A 21,232-nucleotide genomic window follows, 5' to 3' on the forward strand; every position below is an offset into this window, starting at 1 on the left:
AGATTCGTCACTTTGGGAAACGAATAGAAAATATCGCTCCGCCTTGTGGATGATTTTTGGCAGTAATCATTCCTCCCTGACGTGTTATAATCATCTTGCAAAGAGCCAATCCAATGCCGTATCCTGTAGCACCTGAATTTTTTCCACGATAGAACCTATCAAACAGACAGGGTAAATCTTCTTTTTCAAAGCCTGAACCGCTGTCGTGGATGGCAATGTCGGTAAACAGTGGGTTGGACCTGCAGACAATGTCAATCTTTCCGTTATCGCCTGCGCTTTCCATGCAATTTTTGATGATATTTTGAATTGCTTCCGAAAGCCAACCTGAATCCCCCTGAATAATTATTTTTTTTGGTACATTTGTTTCAAAAGTAATATTATGCAGCTCCATTGGTATCAAAAAACGGCGAAGTGATGCGCATATCAAGTCGTTTACATCTATCTGCTCGGTTTTAAACACCACAATGCCCGCGTCTATTCGTGATAACTTCAACAGAGAAGTAAGCAGCCAATCCATCTGTACAAATAATTCCTTTGTTTCCCATATCAATGATTTCCGTTCATTTTCGTCAGGGTTATTCTCTAACAGTGATAGAATAAGATTAACGGATGTAAGAGGGGTGCGGAGTTGGTGTGCTATATCAGCCATGGAATCAGCAAGATGTTCTTTTTCTTTTTTTAGTGCGTCGTTTTGCTCTCGAATACGCAGCGTCATTTTTGTTATTTCGCTTTGCAGAATGGAAAGTTCACCCTCGTCCGATTCAGCAATATACAGATGGTCAGCATTATGAAGCACAACATCAATTTGATCTGAAATCTGGGCAATGCTTTTATATCGGACTTTGGTAAAAGCAAAAAACGCTGTTCCAAAGGCGGTGGCAGAAGCAACGGCAAGGATTCCAGCAGCTGTATTTATTGCAAATCCAAGTATTATAGTTACGGCAGCTATTAAGGAGAACAAAATGGTAAACTTACGAAACTCTCTATTCCGAAGCATAATTATCCCCCAATCTATAGCCTGTCCCACGAACGGTCAGAATAATTTGCGGACTTGTTGGGTTGTTTTCTATCTTCTCCCTTAGGCGTTTAATATACACGGTTAATGTATTGTCATTGACAAATTCACCTGCAGCGTCCCACAATTCGTCAAGCAGCCTAGCTCTGGTGATAATACTTTTGGGGTTATTAATAAACACCAACAACAAGCGGTATTCTAAGGCTGAAAGAAAAACTTCGCTGCCGTCCTTTTTCACAACACCGCTTGCCATATCCACATGAAGCCCACAGATCTCAGAAGCCGATGGAGAACATCCGCTTTTTCTCAGGGCAGTTCTGATTCGTGCGATGAGTTCACGGGGACGAAAAGGCTTGGTGACATAGTCGTCTGCACCCATATTAAGTCCGGTAACAACACTGGACTCATCGCCGGAAGCCGTTAAAAAGATAACGGGAATATCTTGAGTTTCTTTGGTTTCTGTACAAACTGTAAAGCCATTTCCGTCAGGCAAAGAAATATCTATAAGCGCCAAGTCAAATTTATTTCCAGCAAGTGCGGCAAGGGCTTCACTTCGCGTAGGGGCGTGGGTAACTGTAAATCCCTCCGAGCGGAGCAAAAGTATAAGGTTTTTAGCAATTGCCTTATCGTCTTCAACCAAAAATATACGTTTCATTTATTTTCACCATCCTTTACTTTATTCCTCCTATATTGTCCATCAGTCGTTTTTTCGACGTCAGCAGGAACAAGGCATGTATTTTCCATATTTTTATCTTTTTTATTTATTATCAACAACATTATAGCTAATTGAACAATTTGTTTCAATATAATACAACACAACTTATTATTCTATTATCCATTTCAAAATTCCTTCCCGAACTTTATTCAATACAATGAAACCTGGACAGATTTCGTAGTATTGATTATAAAGTTTTGCTTGACATAACAATAATTTTTCTATATTATAGTAATAAAGAACGGAGGTTCCTTATTATGCAAGTTTTAAAAGATGAAATTAGAGATAAGATATTAAAAGCCGCAGAAAACATATTTTATGAAAAAGGCTTTAAAGATACCACTACACGTAGTATTGCCAAAGAAGTAGGTATAAGTGTTAGTAATTTATATTTATATTATGAAAACAAGGAAGCCATTTTTATTGGAGTAGTTGATGAATTTTATAAATACTTTATAAAGAGTATTGAAAAGTTCTTTAATCATCAGGATGAAAATGTTGAAGTTTCTATTTCCATTAGTTCCTTAATTCAAAAAGTTATTATAGATCATGGAAAAAAATTTGTTATTATATCAGATAAAAGTCAGGGAACAAAATATGAAGACTTTAAACAACATATGATCATGACTCTAAATAATCATATGAATACACAGGTAAATAAAAGTTTAGTGAAAGATGAATTAATCTTATATATACTATCTAAAAACTTTATAGAAGGAATAATTGAAATAGCTAAACATTACAAAGGTGAACGTTGTCTTGAAAGCAGCATTAATACCTTAGTTACATATCATATGAATGGTATGGCACATTTAATGTAAAAAGTTTTACTCAAATTAAGATTTTTTTATTTCTTATTTGAGTAAAAAATTTTTACCAAATAAAGAACGCTAGCTCTTTATTAAAAAGACAAAATTGCCTTTATCAAATTATGCACAACGACTTTTGCAAACTATTTTTTGTGTAATAAAAAAATAATCATTAGGAGGATTTTATTATGAAAGCATCAATTATTGAATTTAGTCCATCAGGTAATACAAATCATGTAAGTGAGGTAATAAAAGCTGCACTAGAACAGAATAATATTAATGTGCAGTTAGTTAACATTACTGGAAATGAAAAATACTTTTCTACAAATAATAAACGAAACTTTTTACAGGAAACCTTTGAGGAACATGATATTCTATTTATTGGTTCACCTGTATACGCCCATCATCTTCAATACCATGTTAAGGAGTTAATTGAAAATTTACCAAAACCCATGAATGGCTATAGTGAAATAGCCATACCTTTTATTACTTATGGTGGCATTAGTTCAGGTATCGCTCTAGATGAAGCAGGTATTTTACTAAGAAAAAGCGGAAGAAAAGTACCCTTTGGTATGAAGGTATCCAGTTCACACTGTATGACTAGAGCTTTCATGAAGGAAGAATTTAATAAAAATCAACCTGAAAGCAAATTGACCTCCACTATTGATGAACTTGTTAAAAGAATTAAATCATCTGATTTAGATTTCTTAACAGATAACTCAAAGCACCTTAAATATCAAAATATAGGCACATATTTAAAAGCAAATATAATATTTAAAGAAAAAGTTTGGCATGAAAAAAGATATCCCAAAATAACAATTGATCAGAATAAGTGTATGAAATGTGGCAAGTGCACTAAGGTATGTTCTGTATGCCACTTACAACAAAACAGTACTAAATCTATAATAAAAAATATGAATTCTGACTGCATTCACTGTTTTAATTGTGTACTTGAATGTCCAACAAAAGCAATAACCCTAGTTGGTGATCTAGAAAAGGCAAAAGGTTTTATGGAAAAAATGATAAATAAAGCAATAGAATCACCTGCTACTTGCTTATATCCAAATTTAAAATAATAATTTTTAATTTAAATTTAATAAATACATTGTAGCCAGCAAATAACAAAAAACATATTGGAGGAACCCCATATATTTTTTATTATTTGCTGGTTTCCATGATGGAGGTGAAGCATGACTTTTGAAATCCACTACTTAGTTAATTTTATTTTTCTATAAAAAGGTTTCTGACAAATGTACTATTTACTACTTTTCAATTTTTTGTATTTTTAAGTTTAATCCTTGGAATTATTTACTATATTCTTTATTAATCACAGCAATAACTTCACCTATATGACTAATTTCATCAAGGCTAAACAATTCCCCCATCCTTAATGTTCACTACTCTATTACCATACTCAGCCGTTTCCATTGAATGAGTAACCATTATAATCGTTTTTTTATTCTCCCTATTAATCTTTCTAAGTAGTTCCATAATCTCAGTTCCAGTCTTGCTATCAAGATTTCCTGTTGGCTCATCTGCAAAGATTATTTCTGGATTATTAATTAATGCCCTAGCTATTGCCACCCTTTGCTGTTGCCCTCCTGATAATTCCTTCGGAGTATGTTTTCTTCTTTCAGTAAGTCCTACAATCTCTAATATATTATCTAATTCCTTTTTATAATCCTTTGGTTTATTACCATCTAATAGCACAGGCAATAAGATATTTTCCTCTACATTCAAGTTAGGTATTAAATTATAAAATTGAAATACAAATCCAATATTTCTTCTCCTCATAACACTTTTTTTATCATCATTAAACTTTGATATGTCCTCCCCATTCATAAGTACCTTACCAGTTGAGGGCTTGTCTAGTCCTCCCAATATATACATAAGTGTACTTTTTCCAGACCCTGATGGCCCCATAATTGATACAAAATCTCCCACATTAATCTTAATAGAAATGTCTTTTAATATCATTAATGACTCTTTACCCATTTTAAATTCCTTAGTTATCTCTTTTCCTTCTAAAGCAATTTTTCCACTTATACTATTCATAATTAACTCCTCCCAAAAAACTACTCTGCCTTTATCTTTTCAACTATTTGCATCTTAGTGTTCTTTATTATCGGAACAATTGAACCTACTAATGTTATAACTATTCCTATGAATCCTGCTATTAAAAATGTAGATAATTGAAAGTCTGGACTCATTGATATTCTAGGTCCTGCCACAATAAATATTGTTCTTACTTCTAAATAAGAAATTATTATACCAGCTCCAGCACCTATTATACCTGAAGTAAAAGCTTCTATTAATGTCATCTTTACACTCTGCTTTATACTAAGCCCCACAGCCCTATACATGGCTATTTCTCTTTGTTTTTGGATATAATTTATCAATAGATTGTTTATAATACCTATAGTGCTTAGTAATAAAATACAGTAAGTAAGACTATTTAATGGCTTTAAAAAGGCTGTTACCACTTCCAAGCCATCCTTAGTAAACTCCTTCACTGTTCTGCTGTAATTTTCCTTACCTCCATGCATACTTCTTATTTCTGCCATTGTCCCCTCTGGATCTTTTGAAGTATAAACTACCAAACCATAGGCATTTTGTCCAAAGTCACTTTCTAAATATTTAGATGGAATTACTGCTTGTGAGTTATTAGCTCTAGATTTGTAGATTCCAATTACTTTATATTTATATTTACTATTCCCCATAGCTACTTGAATTTTATCTCCAGCTTTAACTTTAAGCGTTTTTATAAAGTCATAATTTAATAATATATTCCTATCCTCATTGAATTTCTTAATTGCATTATTCTTTTTTTCACTATCCTCATATTTTAATGCAAACATATCATTGTACTCCTCTAAGCTATCGACTCCTTCAACTCTATTTGTACCAAGTCTATCCAAAGTCATTGTTCCATTAATAACATAGAGTGGTAATACTGATTTCACATTATCACTCTCTTTTAATCTATCTACAAAGGCCTTATCAATATTCTTAGCTTCTGTAAAGCCATCTAGTTTAGCTTCTTTAAATACATCTCCAATATAAGTACTTACAAAACTTCCTACTACATTAATCACAATAACAGCTGATATACTTATAAAAAGAAGAGTAATGCTTTGAGTAACATTCTTATTACCTCTCATATTTCTTGCAGCAAGCTTTCCCTCATTACCTAAAATCACAACATATACTTTTTCTAAAACTAAAGAAATAGTATATGTAATTATAGGTATTAGGATAAGAGCAGCAACTATTAACGTTATTAAAGATATTCCTCCTCCAATTAATAACATATTCCCTTTTAATATATTAGGCAGTAAAATTGATATAATAAATAAACCTACTGCAACTTTTATCTTAAATTTATTAGTCACACACTTTTCCTCTACTGTTCCTAGTACAATATCCTTTACTGGAATTTCGCTAGATCTTTTCACTGGAATATAAGCACTTAAAATTGACATAATAATCGCTACAAAGAATGTTATTATAACATTTAGAGTGGTAATAATCATAGTAATCTCTACTCCTTGTGTAAGATTTTCTGTCATTCCTCCCAATATAAACTTTAATACGATTATTCCTAAAGGTATTCCTATCCCACCCCCTAATATTCCATAAACTAAGCTTTCTAATATAAGTATCTTTGTAACTTTCTTCTTAGTTGCTCCAATACTGCGGAATGTTCCTATTACAGGTAATCTTTCAATTGTAATAACTTTATAACTACTATATATAATAAAAACACTCATTGTTAATGAAAAAAAACTTATTAAGAGAAAAGGCATAGTTTTTTGTTTTGCATCCTGTTCTATTTGTTTTTCATCTACAACAGCACTAACCTTATATTTATTTTGAGATACATTTTTTGATACTTCTGTTATTAGGGTATTAGTATCGATATTTTCTTTAGGCTCTAAAAGAATTTCAGTGTATTCATCCTTTATATTTAAAATATCTCTTAAGGTTTCCTTTGGAATTAATGCATTAAATCCTCTAGTGCTTCTTAAAAATACTGTATCATAAGCTGCAATTCCATAGACTTGAAAGTTGATAGTTTTTTGATTAATTGTTATCTTTATGTTATCTCCCTTTTTTATCTTATATTTAGTTGTAAATTTCTCTGGAAGAATTATTTTATATCCACTAAAGTTACTTAAATCATTATTATCCATAAGCCTTGGTTTATTAATAGTATTAAGTCCATCTAAATCTGCTGCCAATATATCAAAGTTTTCAAAATATCCATTTTCACAATATAATCCTGTACTTTTTATTATTCCTACCTTACTTTTAATTTTGTCTAGATTTTTTACTACATCTTCTTTAATAAATTTAAATTGTTCATTTTCATTCTTCGCTGCTTTTACACTTACTGTGGCAGTCCCTGAATATCCTTTTTCCATCTTTCTTTGAGCTGCTTTATAAGAATCTCCTATAGTAAGGGAAACAAATAATAAAGTAGTAGAAAATACTACAGATAGCAGCATAACAGCTGTCCTAGTCTTTCTTTCCTTAATGTTATTTAAAATATACTTAAATATGATTTTCATTTATTCACCCACTTTTTTATTTTCATTTTTAATAAAATAGGAGCAGCTGGCGCCCACTAACTCCGTTTTATTTTTTTGTTTAACCATATTTTCTGTACAAAAAAAAATTGTTAGCTTATTAAAAATAATAAACTAACAACCTTAATATCCATTTCATTTAACCTTAAGACTACCTTAATGTTAAAACTCAATTATAAATTTTGTCCCTTCTCCTAATTTACTTTCCACATAAATATTCCAATTATGTCCTTGAATTATTTCATTGGCTATAGCCATCCCAAGGCCTGTTCCTTCTGTCTTCTTATCCGTATTTGCTCCTCTATAATATCTTACAAAGAGATTCTCTACCTCATCTTCACTCATGCCTCTTCCATTATCACAAATACATACCCTTGTGTTTCCACATTTCTCTATAAGTATTTTAATCTCTATGTCATCATCATTATGAATAATTGAGTTATATATTAGATTCATTAAAGCCCTTTTTAAAAGAAGACAATCATATTCTATATTAATAACTTCCTCATCACTATGAAAATTAATGTTTTTATGCTGAAATTCAGGATTATTTAATATATCAATTACAATTTCTTTGATAAACCTTACTATATTCCCGTTCTTTTTGTTTAAAGGCAGCATACCATTTTCAAGCTGATAGGTTAATTTCAAATCATCAATAAGCTTTTCTGCATAGAGAATATTCTTTAATATGATTTTTCCATAAACTTGAGTCCCTTCCAAATTATTATTCCCAATTGGATTAGCTATTAACTCTGCATAGCCTTTAATAGGTGATAAAGGTGTTTTTAAATCATGAGTTATATTAGAAATCCACTCTTTTCTTAACTTGTCATCCATATATCTCTTTTTCTCTCTTAATTTAAGCTCATTGTCTAGCCTATTTAGATTCTCATAAATAACTCCAAATTCCCCTTTACTTTCTTTAGCTTCATAGTTTCTTAAGGATATTTTTTCTAAGCTCCTAATTATTTTAGACATTTCCCTGGTTAATCTAATGCCATAAACTCCACCCAAAACAATAACTATAAAAATAATAACTCCAAGTATAGGGAGAATGATTGATTTACCACTTATAAATTCATTATTGTCTAAATACATAGTTACCTTAGATATTTTATTATAAAAGCCTATTAGATAAACAAAGTCCTTTCCATTAAGGGTAACAGTACTAATAAAGACCTCATTACTTTCTTGCTGCTTTAATAAATCAACCTGAGAATATCGCTGCTTTACATTTTTAGGTTTATTATAGCTTTCAATTTCATTGCCATCCTTATCAATTATCTGAACCCATAATTTATTTTCCTTAAGCTTTTCTCTTCCCTCTTCCGTAATAAAATGCTTGTCTTTATTAACTGTAATTTCCTGTGAAAATTCCTGAGTGAAAATTCTTGGCCAATTACTCAATGCCATATCCCCATTAGGCTTCTTTATAGTAATAACTTTAAAAGTAACAACTATTATAACGACTAAAATAAGTATCAATCCAATAAATAAAGTAACGTAGGTATGTAATAAACGTTTATAATCTACTTTCATGAATTACCCCTATTCCTTTACTAGCTTATAACCTAAGCCCTTTACTGTTAGGAGAAGTTCAGGCATTGAAGGATTTATTTCAATCTTTTCTCTTAGGTGTCTTATATGAACCATAATAGTATTATCACAGCCTACTGCATATTCTCCACATATTTGTTCATATAGTCTCTCTTTACTTATTATTTTGTTTAGGTTTTGAGCTAAATAGGATAATATTTTAAATTCTGTACCTGTTAATTCTATTTCCTTTTCTTCCTTAAGGACTCTTCCACCATCTATATCAATGAATAAGTTGCCTATATTCACTATTTCATTGGTATTTTCTATAGATTTATTATAATGTTGTCTGCGAATTTGAGCTTTTATACGGAAGGATATTTCTCTTGGACTAAATGGTTTTGTGATATAATCATCCCCTCCACTACTAAGACCTAGTATCTTATCTATCTCATCGTCTTTTGATGATAGGAAAAGTATTGGAGAATAAGAGAATTCTCTTATTTTTTTACAAACCTCTATACCATCTATATCTTGAAGCATTATATCTAGTACAATGATGTGTGGTGAATATTTTTTTGCTAGATTTATGCCTTCTATACCTGAATGAGCTTTTTTTATTTCTTTAAAACCATCGCTTTTTAGCACTTCTTCTATAAGATCAGTTATGTCTAATTCATCATCAATAAGTAAAATTCTAGAGTTAGTACAATTAAGTTCGTTATGCATTACCATATAATCCTCCTTAATATGTAATAATAAAAAATGCTACTCTAACCAAATGAACATTTCCTTTATATTACTATTATATCTAATATAGTAATTCTATTAACCATACTTTGCAATTAACTTTTTAATCGTATTTCAGTTTTTCGGAAATTATGTATTCTAAGACTCTGTTCTGAATATCCCAATTCCGTTTCTTAATTATCAACTTTGAATCTTATGAAACTAGTTATTATATTCTAAACTGCTATTTGTATAACATTTTTCTAATACCAACTATTTGCATAAATGCCACTTATGATTTTCTGTTAATATATAAAAACCCACGACATTTCTGTCGAGGGTTTCACGGTGAAGGCGAACCGCAACAATACTTATTCTAAAACTCTATGTTATAATAGTATAGCTTAAAAAAAGAGGCATTTCTAGTTTAAATATCTCTTTAAAAATTAGCTATATTTAATATATAGGCTTATAAAAAAGGTAACTCAGCAAAAATTTTTTACTATATACTTTTAAAAAAATTACGCAGCCAACCAGGTATTTTCTTATCTTTCCATTCTATTTTACCTTTTTCAATTGCCATCACTATTTTTAACATTTCTGTATTATCATATATATTAATTTTATCACATATATCAATAACACCATTTACACCTGTAAATATAGTATAGCCTTTCATTTTACCTACCTATAACTTTCATTTGCTCTCTTTGAAGAATCATATTTGATAAATTTGCATAAAAATCCAGTCTTAACCAACATCTTTTCTACTTCACTGTATTGACTGTTAGACTCTATTTGATTATCACTTTTCTCATTTGTCCTTGAACATCCACACCATTTTTCATAAAAATATTCTAGATAATGCTTATATCCTTTTTCTCTCCAATCATCAATTAAAGATAGAAAGTGTTTATCTTCACTATCGTATTCTAAAACTATATTTTTCAATTCTTCATCATTTAATCTCTTGTATTTATTAAAATGTATTACTCCTTCTCCACTTAATCGACCTTTCTTTGTCAATTTTATTTTTTCATCGTCTGAATAGCCAAGCATCAATGCAGCTATTGGAAAACAATATTTTTTCGGTAGGTTTAAACAATCATATATTCTATTAATATTTCCCCTGTGTACACAATTGCTGAAAAAAGAATCAATTCCAAGAGATTTTGCAGTAATAGCAGCAGTCTGTGCAGCAAGAATTGTATCAGTGCTGCCTGTTATAAAAGCTACAATAGGTATTTCATGTTTATATTGAAATTCTAAATATTCAGCTGAGTCTATCACTCTATTAAAATCAACACAAAATACCAGCATTTTGTCACCAACATATCCTATCTTTTTCATAACTTTTTTATCCTCTACAACTATAATAGAATAGGTTTGTCTAGCTGATGCTGTAGCTGCATTTACACATGATTTTAATATAAGTTCCAAATTATCCTCTGATATGTTTTTATCAGAAAACTTTCTAACAGTTTTAAGGCTTTTTATTATTTCTATAGTTTCATTCATTTTAATATCTCCTTCAAATATTTTTTTAATTTTATAATGTAAAATATACTGCATTAATTCATGTCATTTTTTATCCTCCCCCTTTACTAGTTCGGTACCGAACTATAATTATAAAAAAATTATCGGGTAAAGTTGTTTATTACCCGATCTAATAACATAAGTAAAGTTTCAGCTTCTTCTTCTGTAAAATCATAAAAAAATTCTTTAATCACATTATCTGAAATTTCTTTGAAATCTTTCTTTATACCTAGCCCTTTTTCGGTTAATACTATATAAGATGATCTTCTATCTTCTAAATTTGCTTCTTTGGCAACATATCCGTTTAATAATAATTTATCCACTAACTGAGTAACTGTAGACTTTGTACGATTAATTCCTTCACTTATTTCTTTCATAGTTAATTTTCCATTATTATCATAGAGTATATCTAATATATTACCATGTGACACTACAAGCCCCTCAATTCCTCTCTTTTTAAGTTCACATTCAATATAATTAAAAATCTCACTTCTTATTTTTGAAACTTTAGATATAGCTAAATATTTATTCATAATAAGTAATACTCCCATTTTTTTCACTTGATGTTAATACGAGTATAGTACGTCGCCGAACTAATGTCAAGTTATATACTGTTTAATCAGTTATACTTATATAAAAATACTTGAAGTTGAAATGATTTTTTTACTATTTATACATTCTTTATAGTGCTTCGTAAAATTTCCTAATTATGATATAATATGTGCGTATTGGGGGTGATTTTTTATGAAGGTCTATGATACATTCAGCTTTACATCAGCTTGCTCCTTGCAAGGACTACAACAAACTCAGCTATGCTTTGTTTGGAGCCTAAGTTGTTAAATTAGCTGAACTGCGCACATATTTTAGGCTCTGTAACACATAGCTTTTGTGTATTCTTTGCTTCAATTCTATGATAAGAGTGAAGGAGTAAGGAAATGAAACATGTAAAAGCACAAGATGTGTTGCCAGAGGAAATTGTTAAAATAATACAAAAATATGTAGATGGAGAATATCTTTACATCCCCAGAAAAAATGAAAATCATAAATCCTGGGGAGAAAAGAGTGGTATAAAGAGTATCCTTAAATTGAGAAATAAAGAGATTTATAAAAAATATATTAATGGGGCTGCTATTCTTGAGTTAACTCAAGAATATTATCTATCAGAAAAAAGTATAAGAAGAATAATAGGTCAGGAAAAGCTTCTATGCTCATAATCATTACGGAATTATTTATTAGATTGAATGCTTATTTTAAACTATGTTATGATTTCATTGTAGCAATCCAATGAAATCATCATTTGTATTTTAAGACAAGGTTCAAAAATCAAGTGATTCTTAGACTCAGGTGGAGTTTGCTTGTGAGGAATACCTCTTACCTGAGCAAAAGCTCGTAAAATGCCATTTAGGCATTTTACCCATCTGAGTCTTAGAAGAACTTATCCAGGCGCGTAGCAGTGCTTATCCCACAGTTAAGTAGAGAGCCAAAATCTATGATTTTGTGCGAATCACTTACTCCTTCGACAATAGGAGAAGGAGTTTCATACAAAGAAAGTGGGGGTATTAGCAATGGTAGCCGCTCGGATAAAATGATTGTGAATATGAAATATGACTTAAGTCAAGATGATTATTGTTACTTTCAACTGGAATAATAATAATCATCTTTTTTAATGGATTCATAATATAGCAAATTAAGATAATTCCATACCTATTTTCATTCATAATAAAAATAACACATATTAGAAAGAGGTGCTAAATTTTTATGGAAACTTTCATAAAAAAACATGAATATAATTATATAAAAAAGTGTTTAAATGATTTAAATAATACTTTTAAAAGCTGTGTAGATATTAATATTGTTGAGGCTAGTAAAGCATATATATCCGATAAAATATTAAATACTTTTACAAATTTATCCCCTGAACAAAAAGAACTGCTTGATATTAATGAAATAAATGACTCATCACAAATTGATACATATTTAGCTGGATTAGATAAATATGTATATGGAATGCCAAAAGTTACAATCGCACAAATCAGTAAACTGTTTAAAAAAGAAAAGAAATTAAAATTGCAAAATTTAGATGTACAAGATTCAAAGATTGTATATTTAGGTTGGGTTGATGAGCCAACTAAAAAATTATTTGTAGCATATAATATGAATGATAATCTCATAGGTATGACATGCAGAATGCCAAACCATAGTTCAAACAATACCCATATATGTTCACTTTGCAATCATGTAGGAAGACAAGATGAAGTAGCTTTTGTTTCACCTGTCTGTAAAACATCTAATTCAGGGGAAGGTGCCTATAAATCAATAGGCTTTTATATTTGTTTGGATAGTAAAAAATGTAATGAGCGAATTGTCTCTACTGAAAAACTTGAGAAAATTTTAAAAAATGTTAACAATATAAAGTGATAAGCACATCTGTATAAATTGTTTGTTTAATTCTTATAAATAGTATATGATTAAAAGATATGGCAGCCAGAAGGTTCTAATTAAGCTTCCATTGAAAGGTAGAAAATAATGAATTTTAACCAATTAGGAATCAGCGAAGATATAGTAAAGATATTAAAAAATAATGGCATCACTGAGCCCACACCGGTTCAAGCCGAAAGCATAAGTCTTATAAAGAACGGAAGAGATGTTATAGTGGAATCTCAAACCGGCACAGGAAAAACACTGGCGTTTTTGCTTCCCATTTTTGAAAATATCTCAACTAAGGTGGATGCAGTTCAAGCCTTGATTTTAACTCCTACAAGGGAGCTTGCCCTTCAGATAACCGAGGAAGCTCTAAAGCTTAAACAGGCTAAGGATATTAATATATTGGCAGCCTATGGAGGTAAGGATATAGGGTCTCAGCTTAAGAAGTTAAAAACAGGTATCCATCTTATTATTGCAACCCCGGGAAGACTTCTTGATCATCTTGAAAGAAAAACCATAGATTTAAGTAAATTAAAAACCTTTGTGCTGGATGAAGCAGATCAAATGCTTTTAATGGGCTTTAAGAATGATGTGGAGACAATTATAAAGGAAACCTCTAAAAAACGCCAAACCCTTTGTTTCTCTGCAACCATAAATTCAGATGTTAAAAGACTGGCCTATAGATACACAAAAGAACCGTTAGCAGTAACAATAAATAAAGAAGAAGTAACTCTTGATGCTATTAAACAACAGGTAGTAGAAACTACAGACAGAAGAAAACAAGATGCTTTGTGCACCGTGCTCAATCAAGACAATCCATATATGGCTATAATATTTTGCAGAACCAAAAGAAGAGTGGATGAACTGGAAGTATCACTATATAAACGAGGCTGCGACTGCAAAAAGCTGCACAGTGATATACTTCAGTCAAAACGTGAAAGAATAATGAAAGCCTTTAGAAATGGTGATTTTCAATACTTAATAGCAACGGATGTTGCCTCTAGGGGACTTGATATAAGCGGAGTCAGCCATATATATAACTATGACATACCTGAAAGTGCAGAAAGTTATATACATAGAATCGGCAGAACCGGAAGAGCTGGAGAGGAAGGCTACACCTGCCTATTTATTGACCCAAAAGACAGATTGAGACTTGAAGAAATAGAAAAAGCTATTAAATTTAAAATACCAAGAAGGGACTTAGGTGAAGAGAATCATGGCAACAAATAGAAGTGTTAAAGGAAATTTCAACTACAATAATATAGAGAAGAAAGATAAAAACTTTATGTACAAAAACCTAGAGAGAAGCAATTGTTATAACTGTGACTTTTCAGGCTCAATTTTTGATTTTGTAAGCTTTAGAGGAGCACATTTTAAATCTACCAATTTCTTAAAGTGCAGCTTTAAATATGCAGAATTTATTGGAACAAATTTAAAAGGCAGTGACTTTAAAAGTTCTATTTTTGAAAATGCTATTCTTGACTCTGTTAAGCTGGAAGATACTAATTTCAAGGATGTAAAGTTTATAAATACTATATTCTTATCTACTGATATGAGCAAAGCTAAAAATATTGATATAAATACCCCCGGCATCAGAATCTTCGAAGAAATGCCAAAATTAGAAATCAGTGACGAGTTAAGAAGTGCTGTTTTAACCGCTATGGAAAACAAGTATATAAAGAAAGCACGAGTCCTTGATACAAAAGACGGCGGCCTTAATACATTAAATATTATGCTTCTACTAGAAAATTTTACAGAAGAAACAATAATTGCGGGACTAAAGTCAATTGTTACAAAGCTAGACAGGGAATTTTACACTTTAAGTTATATAATAAAGTTTTTGAATTTGCAAGAATAACATTGCTTAGAACACTGCCTTTTATAATTTAAAATAGCTTTACCCAAGTAATATCAATGGTTAAAGCTATAAACCTCACTTACTTATGACAACTAACCTTATTTTATTCCTAAAAATTCATCTTCATTTAAAAACCTTATATTTTGTCCCTTTATATTTAAGTCTACTGCTCTTTTAAGCTTAGTACTCATTTCTTCTCTACGTAAATCTTTTGCATCTTTCATATTAGTCACTAAAATTGTTGTCTTTCTCGTAACAGAACTTCCTGTAGTTCCTCCAAGTACTCTAACTAATCCCATAGCTTCATCTCTTGGCATAGAATCCAGCCTTCCAGTGAATACCACTACTTCATTTTTATATGCATCAGTTTTTAATCTTTTAAATACACTTCGTTTTTTAGGAACATAAATTCTATTAGACGTTTTTATTGTAATTCCTTTAATACGTGACGGCTTATATTCGCAGCCATCTACAGTTCCTATGCTTACTCCTACTAGTTTAGATATTTCATCAATATCATCACATTTTAATTCCGCTGCTATATTAAGTAATATATTGCTGCATGCAAGAGCATCATACAATGCATCATGGTGCTTGAACTCATATCCTAAAAAGTCATTTACTGTGTTTAATTTTGCATTTTCAATTCCTCTATAAAAATTTTTGCTGAGTTTCATGGTACAAATATATTTAAACTTTGGCAGATCTATATCATAAAGTTCTGCAGTCTTCCTTAAAACTGATATATCAAAGGAAGCATTATGAGCTATTACTAAATTTCCATCAAAATAATGCTTAATCTTTTCCCATACCTTATCAAACTCTGGTTCATTCTCAACCACAGCTGGTCTTATTCCATGAATTCCAATATTAATTGGCATAAATCTCATTTCTTTAGGTCGTATTAAGTGATGTATTTTTTCTACAACATGTCCATTTTTAACAACGGCAATACCAATTGAGCATGGACTATTTCTTCTTTCATTTGCAGTTTCAAAATCTATAGCTGTAAAATTCATTTCTTTCCTCCATAATATTTCTCATTAAATTATATCATTACTTTAAATGAAGAAAAGCATAAAAATTGAGGACGTTCTTAATACTAATACCAAACGTCCTCTTCCTTAAATCACATATTTCATAAATGTTAATCTATTTTCTAATCTCCTTAACTTTATCAATCATAGATTTTATTTTTTCTTGTAAATTTATCTCTTTTACTTTTCCCCATACATTTATCATTCCTGTTTTTTTCAATAAGCCATTAAACTGTAACTTTAAACTACCATCATCTAGTTTTGTATTAACTATTGAATATACAACAGGAACTACAATGAAAGTGAGGAAAGTAGCTGCCAAAAGTCCAAACATTATGGTCACTGACATAGGTCCAAACAAGGCACTTTTTGAAAATGCAAGTGGAATTATACCTGTGATAGTTGCCACTGAACTTAATATTATAGGCCTAAATCTTTGGCTTACAGCATGAATACAAGCTTCATCTATGGAAAGTCCTTCCTTTCTTCCTTCAATTATATATTCTATAAGCAGTATAGCATTTCTTATAACTACTCCAATTAAGCTTATTATTCCCATTACAGCCGTTAGAGATAATGGCATTTGGAATACTAGAAGTCCTATTACTACCCCTATTAAGGCTAATGGCAGCGAACACATAATTACAAGAGGCTGTACAAAAGATTTAAATTGTATAAACAGCAGTATATAAATTATAAGTATAGTAAGTACCCCTGCTAAAGCAAGACTGGTGAAGTTTTTTTCTATTTGATATTTTTCACCATCATAAATAACATTTACTCCATTTAAATCCATCTTGCTTATTTTGCTGCTTAGTGCATCTTCCACATCTACTGAGTTATAACCTGTCTTTACATCACTGTACACAGTGATAGTTTTATCCTTCTTATAATGTTTTATCTGATCCAACTCCGAACTCAATTTAACAGAAGCTACTTGTGACAGCTGTACTTTATTATTCGTAACACTGGATTTAATCTGCAAATTTTCAAGATCCTTAACAGAAGCTATATTAGTTTTTACTAGTATGTCATACTCACTTCCATTTTTTCTATATACAGAACTACTGTAACCTTTTAATGCAATGTTTATTTGTTTTAATATATCTGACTTTAATAAACCAAGGGTTGACGCTTTTGCATCATCTATATTTACTTCATATTGATAAGTCTTTTTTGCAGCATCATCCCTTACATTTAAGGTTCCAGGAATGTTTTTTAACTCCTGCTGTATTTTATCCGAAGCTGCATATACTTGATCCAAATCTTCTCCAGTAAGTCTTAATCTTACAGGAGCACCTATAGGTTCAGCTACTTCTAATAACTTTACTGTAGCTGTACCTCCTGAAATTTTATTATCCAGTAAATCTTGTACATATTGAGTCAGCTCTTTATTAGTATTGAATTTTTTAGTTTTATTTAAATCTACCTTTGCCAAAATTTGAGCAGTGTCCTTTGCTGGAGTTACTGTAGGTAATGTAATATAAAATCTAGGCATTCCACCACCTATAGCTGAAGTATAAGATGTAATTTCTTTTTGTGACTTTAATACATCTTCCACTTGTTTTACCAACTTTGATGTACTATTAATATCTTCAACTTTTTCATTACTAACATCTATATATATTATATTTTTATCTGCATAAGGGAAAAACTGCATTCCTAAAGTTTTTGTTATTCCTACAGATACTACAAATATTACCAAAGCTGCAATAATAACTTTCTTTTTATGAGAAAGTCCATAAGTTAAAAGCTTATGAAACATTTTTTTGATCTTACTTTCCTTGTTAACGCACTTACTCTTTTTAAAAGCTAAAGCAGACATAGCTGGAGTTACAAATAAAGCTGATATATAGGAACAGGTCACACAAATTATTACCACTTGAGGCAAGGTTTTTAAAAACTCACCTACTTCTCCAGGTATAGTTAACAGTGGTAAAAAAGCTCCAACAATAATTAAGGTAGAAGTAAATACAGGTACAAACAACTTTTTCAAACCTTTAAAAGCGGCCTCATCAGGTTTTTCTCCTTCATCTATACCTACCTGTATAATGTCGCCTATTACAATGGCATCATCCACCAGTATTCCCAGTGCTATAATAAGTGCCGTAGTAGACATTTGCTGAACTTTTATTCCAAGTACATACATTACTAAAAAAGACATTCCTATAGATATTGGAATAACTGATGATACTACTAATGCATTTCTAAGTCCCATACCTATAAGTACAACTATAACTACTAAAATTACCCCTTCTTCAAGGTTCTTCATAAAAAATGATACTGAATCATTTACATCCTTAGGTTGAAACGTAACTTGATCTATAGTTAAATCCTTTGGCAATTGCTTTTTTATACTATCTAATTTTTTTGTTATATCATCGCCTATTAGAACAATGTTCTTATTATCCTGAAAGTATCCTGAAAGCAGTACTGCATTACTTCCATTATCGGTATATTTATAATTAGAATCCTCATCATAATCCATAGATACCTTTGCTATATCTTTAATTTTTACAGTTTCTCCACTGTTTCCTGATACACCAACAATTGTATTTTGTATATCCTGAAGAGATGTAAAGGTACCTGGTGTTTTAACCTTTATTTTTCCAGTAGGTAAATTTAAAGATCCTGAAGGAATATCTACATTTTGTGCTTTTAACACAGAACACACATCTTCAATGGAAATAGGATACTTATTTATCTTAGTCCAATCAACTTCTATCTTTACCTGTTTTTTCTGTTTTCCTTCTATATCAAATCTAGAAATACCACTAACACTACTCAATTGTTTCTTTATGTCATCTGCATAATTTCCAAGCTGTTCATAGGAATAATTTTTTCCAGATATACTTATAATCATACCTGTAGTTTCTGTTAGCTTAGTATCTATCTTACTTTCCTGACATCCCTCTGGAAGCTCAGATTGTAAATCCTTTATTTTATCTCTTAAATCTCTCCAGGCTTTATCCTTATCTGCATCATTGTTTAAATTTACAATAACTATGGAAGCGCTGTTTTGTGAATAAGATTCTACATAATCAAAACCACTTATTTCTTCCACCTTATCTTCTATTTTTTTGGATACCAGTTTTTCTATATCACTAGGTGAAGCACCAGGATATATTGTGGTAATCATGGCAGCAGGAGAAGAAACATCTGGACTTTCTTGCTTAGGAATAATGTGATAACAATAGAAACCACTTATAATGGCAATAAGTACTAAGACAAATATAATCTTTTTATTTTTTATGGCTGCTTTAATTAATCCCATAATTAATTCTCCTTTACTTTATTGTAAGGCTGTAGCCAGCTTTTATGTTTTTCATACCTTCAATAATAAGTTTGTCTCCTGACTTTAAACCTTCTGCTGAAACTTTACCCTCATCTGTAGCCCCTAAGGTTACATTTTTTCTAACAGCTCGTCCATTTTCTGATACATAAACATAGTCCTCTCCATCATTTAAAATACTGCTAATAGGAATCCATATTCCATTTTTATTTCCTATACTAACATAAGTTTTTACAGTATCACCAACATAAAATGTATTGTTATCTACAGGCTTTAAAAGCTTAATTTCAGCACTATAGGTTCCAGAGGTTTTATCTGACATTTGAACTATATTTGAAATTTCCCCATCTACCTTATTATTGCTAACTTTAACCTGAGCCTTTGTACCTATTTTCACTTTTTTAACATCATCAGAGGATAAACCTATGGTAACAACTTGATTTTTACTTCTTACTAAAACAACAGGATTTCCTGCAGGCTGCATTTCCCCTTCTTTACAAAGTACATCTACAACATAACCATCTGAATCGGAAGTTAAAGTTCCATCCTGAACTAAATTAGCCTTTGAATCATAATCAGCTTTTGCTGCATTTACTTGAGCCGATAAAGCTTGTTTATCTTCTTCTCTACTTCCATTTTGAAGCTGCTGCAAGCTTTGTTTTGCACCATTTAAAGCACTGACAGTGCTATCTAACTGAAGTTTACAACTATTTAAATCTTGTTTTGAAATCGCTCCTGAATTATATAATTTAACATTTTTATCATATAGGTCTTTATAATAATTGTAGTTATCCTGTGCATTTTTTACTGCTATATCAGCTTTACTTATGTCTTCTTGCTGCGCTCCATTTACTGCCTTATCATATTGTGCAGAAGCCGAATCCATCTGAGCTTTAGAAGCTTCCATGGCAAAGTTCAAATCACTTTTATCAAGTTCAACTAAAGCATCGCCTTTCTTTATCTCCTGACCCTTTGACACATATATTTTAGATATCTTACCTGAACTTTTGAAGGAAAGCTTTCTCACCTCACTACCACCTGTTATTCCTTCATATTCCAACGAAACAGGATTGTTTTCATTTTTTAGTTCTAAAATTTTAACTGGATAATTTTTAGAAGTATTTTTTTCTGAATCACCCTTACTACCACATCCACTTAGCATAATTACAGTTATAAACAGTGAGCAAAAAGATAAAAATTTTTTATTCATGGTATACCTCCTATAATTTCAATAATATAATGCTTAACTTTTACAGTTTAAGCATAATGCGACACAACTTTTTCAGAGGACAGAGGACAATTGACAGAGGACAGTGAAGGATGATTTTTCTCCGCTTTGCTGCGAAAAATCTTTAATTAAATTTTTGATGGCTCGTCTCGCTAAAGCGAAACATTGTTCACTTATATAAATTCAAATCTTGTTTTGCGTTAGCAAAACAAGATTAAAAATAAATTAGTTTTCCGACTTAGGGAGAAAAACTCACCTTCATTGTCCTCTGTCCTCTGTCAATTGTCCTCTAAAAAATGTTTCGCATTTTTTTATTATGTGCAAAACTTATATTTAATCATATAAAACTCTTGTTTATTAATAGACATGTGTTTATTATAAAATGTGTGTTGTATAACTTCAATCATTAATCTAGTTGTGATTTGTTGATTATTCAACATATAATAGACAAGTGTTGGATA

18 protein-coding genes are annotated in these 21,232 nt (G+C 30.8%); 6 read left to right on the forward strand and 12 right to left on the reverse strand.

Annotated features, from left to right (window positions below):
• Positions 1-7: 7 nt before the first annotated feature.
• Both Ccar_RS12520 and Ccar_RS12525 read right to left on the reverse strand, forming a co-directional pair.
• A complete protein-coding gene (locus tag Ccar_RS12520) occupies positions 8-997 on the reverse strand; it encodes a sensor histidine kinase (RefSeq protein ID WP_007060705.1) in 990 nt (329 codons plus the stop codon).
• On the reverse strand, positions 984-1,670 hold the full coding sequence (locus Ccar_RS12525; protein ID WP_007060704.1) for a response regulator transcription factor: 687 nt from the start codon (positions 1,668-1,670) through the stop codon (positions 984-986). The genes Ccar_RS12520 and Ccar_RS12525 overlap by 14 nt, the downstream gene beginning before the upstream one ends.
• Positions 1,671-1,987: 317 nt before the next feature.
• On the opposite strand from Ccar_RS12525, the gene Ccar_RS12530 reads away from it, so the two are divergent.
• Complete coding sequence (locus Ccar_RS12530) at positions 1,988-2,551, forward strand: TetR/AcrR family transcriptional regulator (protein WP_007060703.1); 564 nt, start codon at positions 1,988-1,990, stop codon at positions 2,549-2,551.
• A 176-nt stretch (positions 2,552-2,727) separates the two neighbouring features.
• On the forward strand, positions 2,728-3,615 hold the full coding sequence (locus tag Ccar_RS12535) for an EFR1 family ferrodoxin (RefSeq protein WP_007060702.1): 888 nt from the start codon (positions 2,728-2,730) through the stop codon (positions 3,613-3,615).
• A gap of 292 nt (positions 3,616-3,907) precedes the next feature.
• Here the strand turns inward: Ccar_RS12535 and Ccar_RS12540 are convergent, their stop codons facing one another.
• The 7 genes from Ccar_RS12540 to Ccar_RS12565 all read right to left on the reverse strand — a co-directional run bounded on the left by Ccar_RS12540 (position 3,908) and on the right by Ccar_RS12565 (position 11,465).
• Positions 3,908-4,594 (reverse strand): ABC transporter ATP-binding protein, encoded by a 687-nt coding sequence (locus Ccar_RS12540; protein ID WP_007060701.1) that lies wholly within the window; start codon positions 4,592-4,594, stop codon positions 3,908-3,910.
• 20 nt (positions 4,595-4,614) lie between these two features.
• Positions 4,615-7,110 carry an ABC transporter permease gene (locus Ccar_RS12545; RefSeq protein WP_035774587.1) on the reverse strand — a complete coding sequence of 832 codons (2,496 nt, stop codon included), beginning with the start codon at positions 7,108-7,110 and terminating at the stop codon, positions 4,615-4,617.
• A gap of 180 nt (positions 7,111-7,290) precedes the next feature.
• Positions 7,291-8,670, reverse strand: coding sequence for a sensor histidine kinase (locus tag Ccar_RS12550; protein WP_007060699.1), 1,380 nt, complete (start codon positions 8,668-8,670; stop codon positions 7,291-7,293).
• A gap of 9 nt (positions 8,671-8,679) precedes the next feature.
• The gene (locus tag Ccar_RS12555) at positions 8,680-9,402 is read right to left on the reverse strand and encodes a response regulator transcription factor (protein WP_007060698.1); all 723 of its coding nucleotides are present in this window, start codon (positions 9,400-9,402) and stop codon (positions 8,680-8,682) included.
• Between the two features lie 496 nt (positions 9,403-9,898).
• A complete protein-coding gene (locus tag Ccar_RS26755) occupies positions 9,899-10,075 on the reverse strand; it encodes a hypothetical protein (protein ID WP_007060697.1) in 177 nt (58 codons plus the stop codon).
• 5 nt (positions 10,076-10,080) lie between these two features.
• The gene (locus Ccar_RS12560) at positions 10,081-10,914 is read right to left on the reverse strand and encodes a nitroreductase family protein (protein WP_007060696.1); all 834 of its coding nucleotides are present in this window, start codon (positions 10,912-10,914) and stop codon (positions 10,081-10,083) included.
• Between the two features lie 119 nt (positions 10,915-11,033).
• The gene (locus tag Ccar_RS12565) at positions 11,034-11,465 is read right to left on the reverse strand and encodes a MarR family winged helix-turn-helix transcriptional regulator (protein WP_048030075.1); all 432 of its coding nucleotides are present in this window, start codon (positions 11,463-11,465) and stop codon (positions 11,034-11,036) included.
• Positions 11,466-11,867: 402 nt separating this feature from the next.
• Here Ccar_RS12565 and Ccar_RS12570 point away from each other — a divergent pair, with 402 nt between their 5' ends.
• The 4 genes from Ccar_RS12570 to Ccar_RS12585 all read left to right on the forward strand — a co-directional run bounded on the left by Ccar_RS12570 (position 11,868) and on the right by Ccar_RS12585 (position 15,214).
• The gene (locus tag Ccar_RS12570; protein WP_007060694.1) at positions 11,868-12,146 is read left to right on the forward strand and encodes a CD3324 family protein; all 279 of its coding nucleotides are present in this window, start codon (positions 11,868-11,870) and stop codon (positions 12,144-12,146) included.
• Between the two features lie 544 nt (positions 12,147-12,690).
• On the forward strand, positions 12,691-13,350 hold the full coding sequence (locus tag Ccar_RS12575) for a FusB/FusC family EF-G-binding protein (RefSeq protein WP_007060692.1): 660 nt from the start codon (positions 12,691-12,693) through the stop codon (positions 13,348-13,350).
• A gap of 108 nt (positions 13,351-13,458) precedes the next feature.
• Entirely contained in the window at positions 13,459-14,586 is a 1,128-nt protein-coding gene (locus tag Ccar_RS12580; protein WP_007060691.1) for a DEAD/DEAH box helicase, read from the forward strand.
• The gene (locus Ccar_RS12585) at positions 14,573-15,214 is read left to right on the forward strand and encodes a pentapeptide repeat-containing protein (protein ID WP_035774583.1); all 642 of its coding nucleotides are present in this window, start codon (positions 14,573-14,575) and stop codon (positions 15,212-15,214) included. The genes Ccar_RS12580 and Ccar_RS12585 overlap by 14 nt, the downstream gene beginning before the upstream one ends.
• Positions 15,215-15,312: 98 nt before the next feature.
• On the opposite strand, the gene Ccar_RS12590 is transcribed toward Ccar_RS12585, so the two are convergent.
• The 3 genes from Ccar_RS12590 to Ccar_RS12600 form a co-directional block, all read right to left on the reverse strand.
• The gene (locus Ccar_RS12590; RefSeq protein ID WP_007060689.1) at positions 15,313-16,233 is read right to left on the reverse strand and encodes an exonuclease domain-containing protein; all 921 of its coding nucleotides are present in this window, start codon (positions 16,231-16,233) and stop codon (positions 15,313-15,315) included.
• A gap of 133 nt (positions 16,234-16,366) precedes the next feature.
• A complete protein-coding gene (locus Ccar_RS12595) occupies positions 16,367-19,525 on the reverse strand; it encodes an efflux RND transporter permease subunit (protein ID WP_007060688.1) in 3,159 nt (1,052 codons plus the stop codon).
• A 13-nt stretch (positions 19,526-19,538) separates the two neighbouring features.
• The gene (locus Ccar_RS12600; RefSeq protein WP_007060687.1) at positions 19,539-20,753 is read right to left on the reverse strand and encodes an efflux RND transporter periplasmic adaptor subunit; all 1,215 of its coding nucleotides are present in this window, start codon (positions 20,751-20,753) and stop codon (positions 19,539-19,541) included.
• Positions 20,754-21,232: the final 479 nt, after the last annotated feature.

Source organism: Clostridium carboxidivorans P7, from assembly GCF_001038625.1.
Lineage (GTDB): Bacteria > Bacillota > Clostridia > Clostridiales > Clostridiaceae > Clostridium_AM > Clostridium_AM carboxidivorans.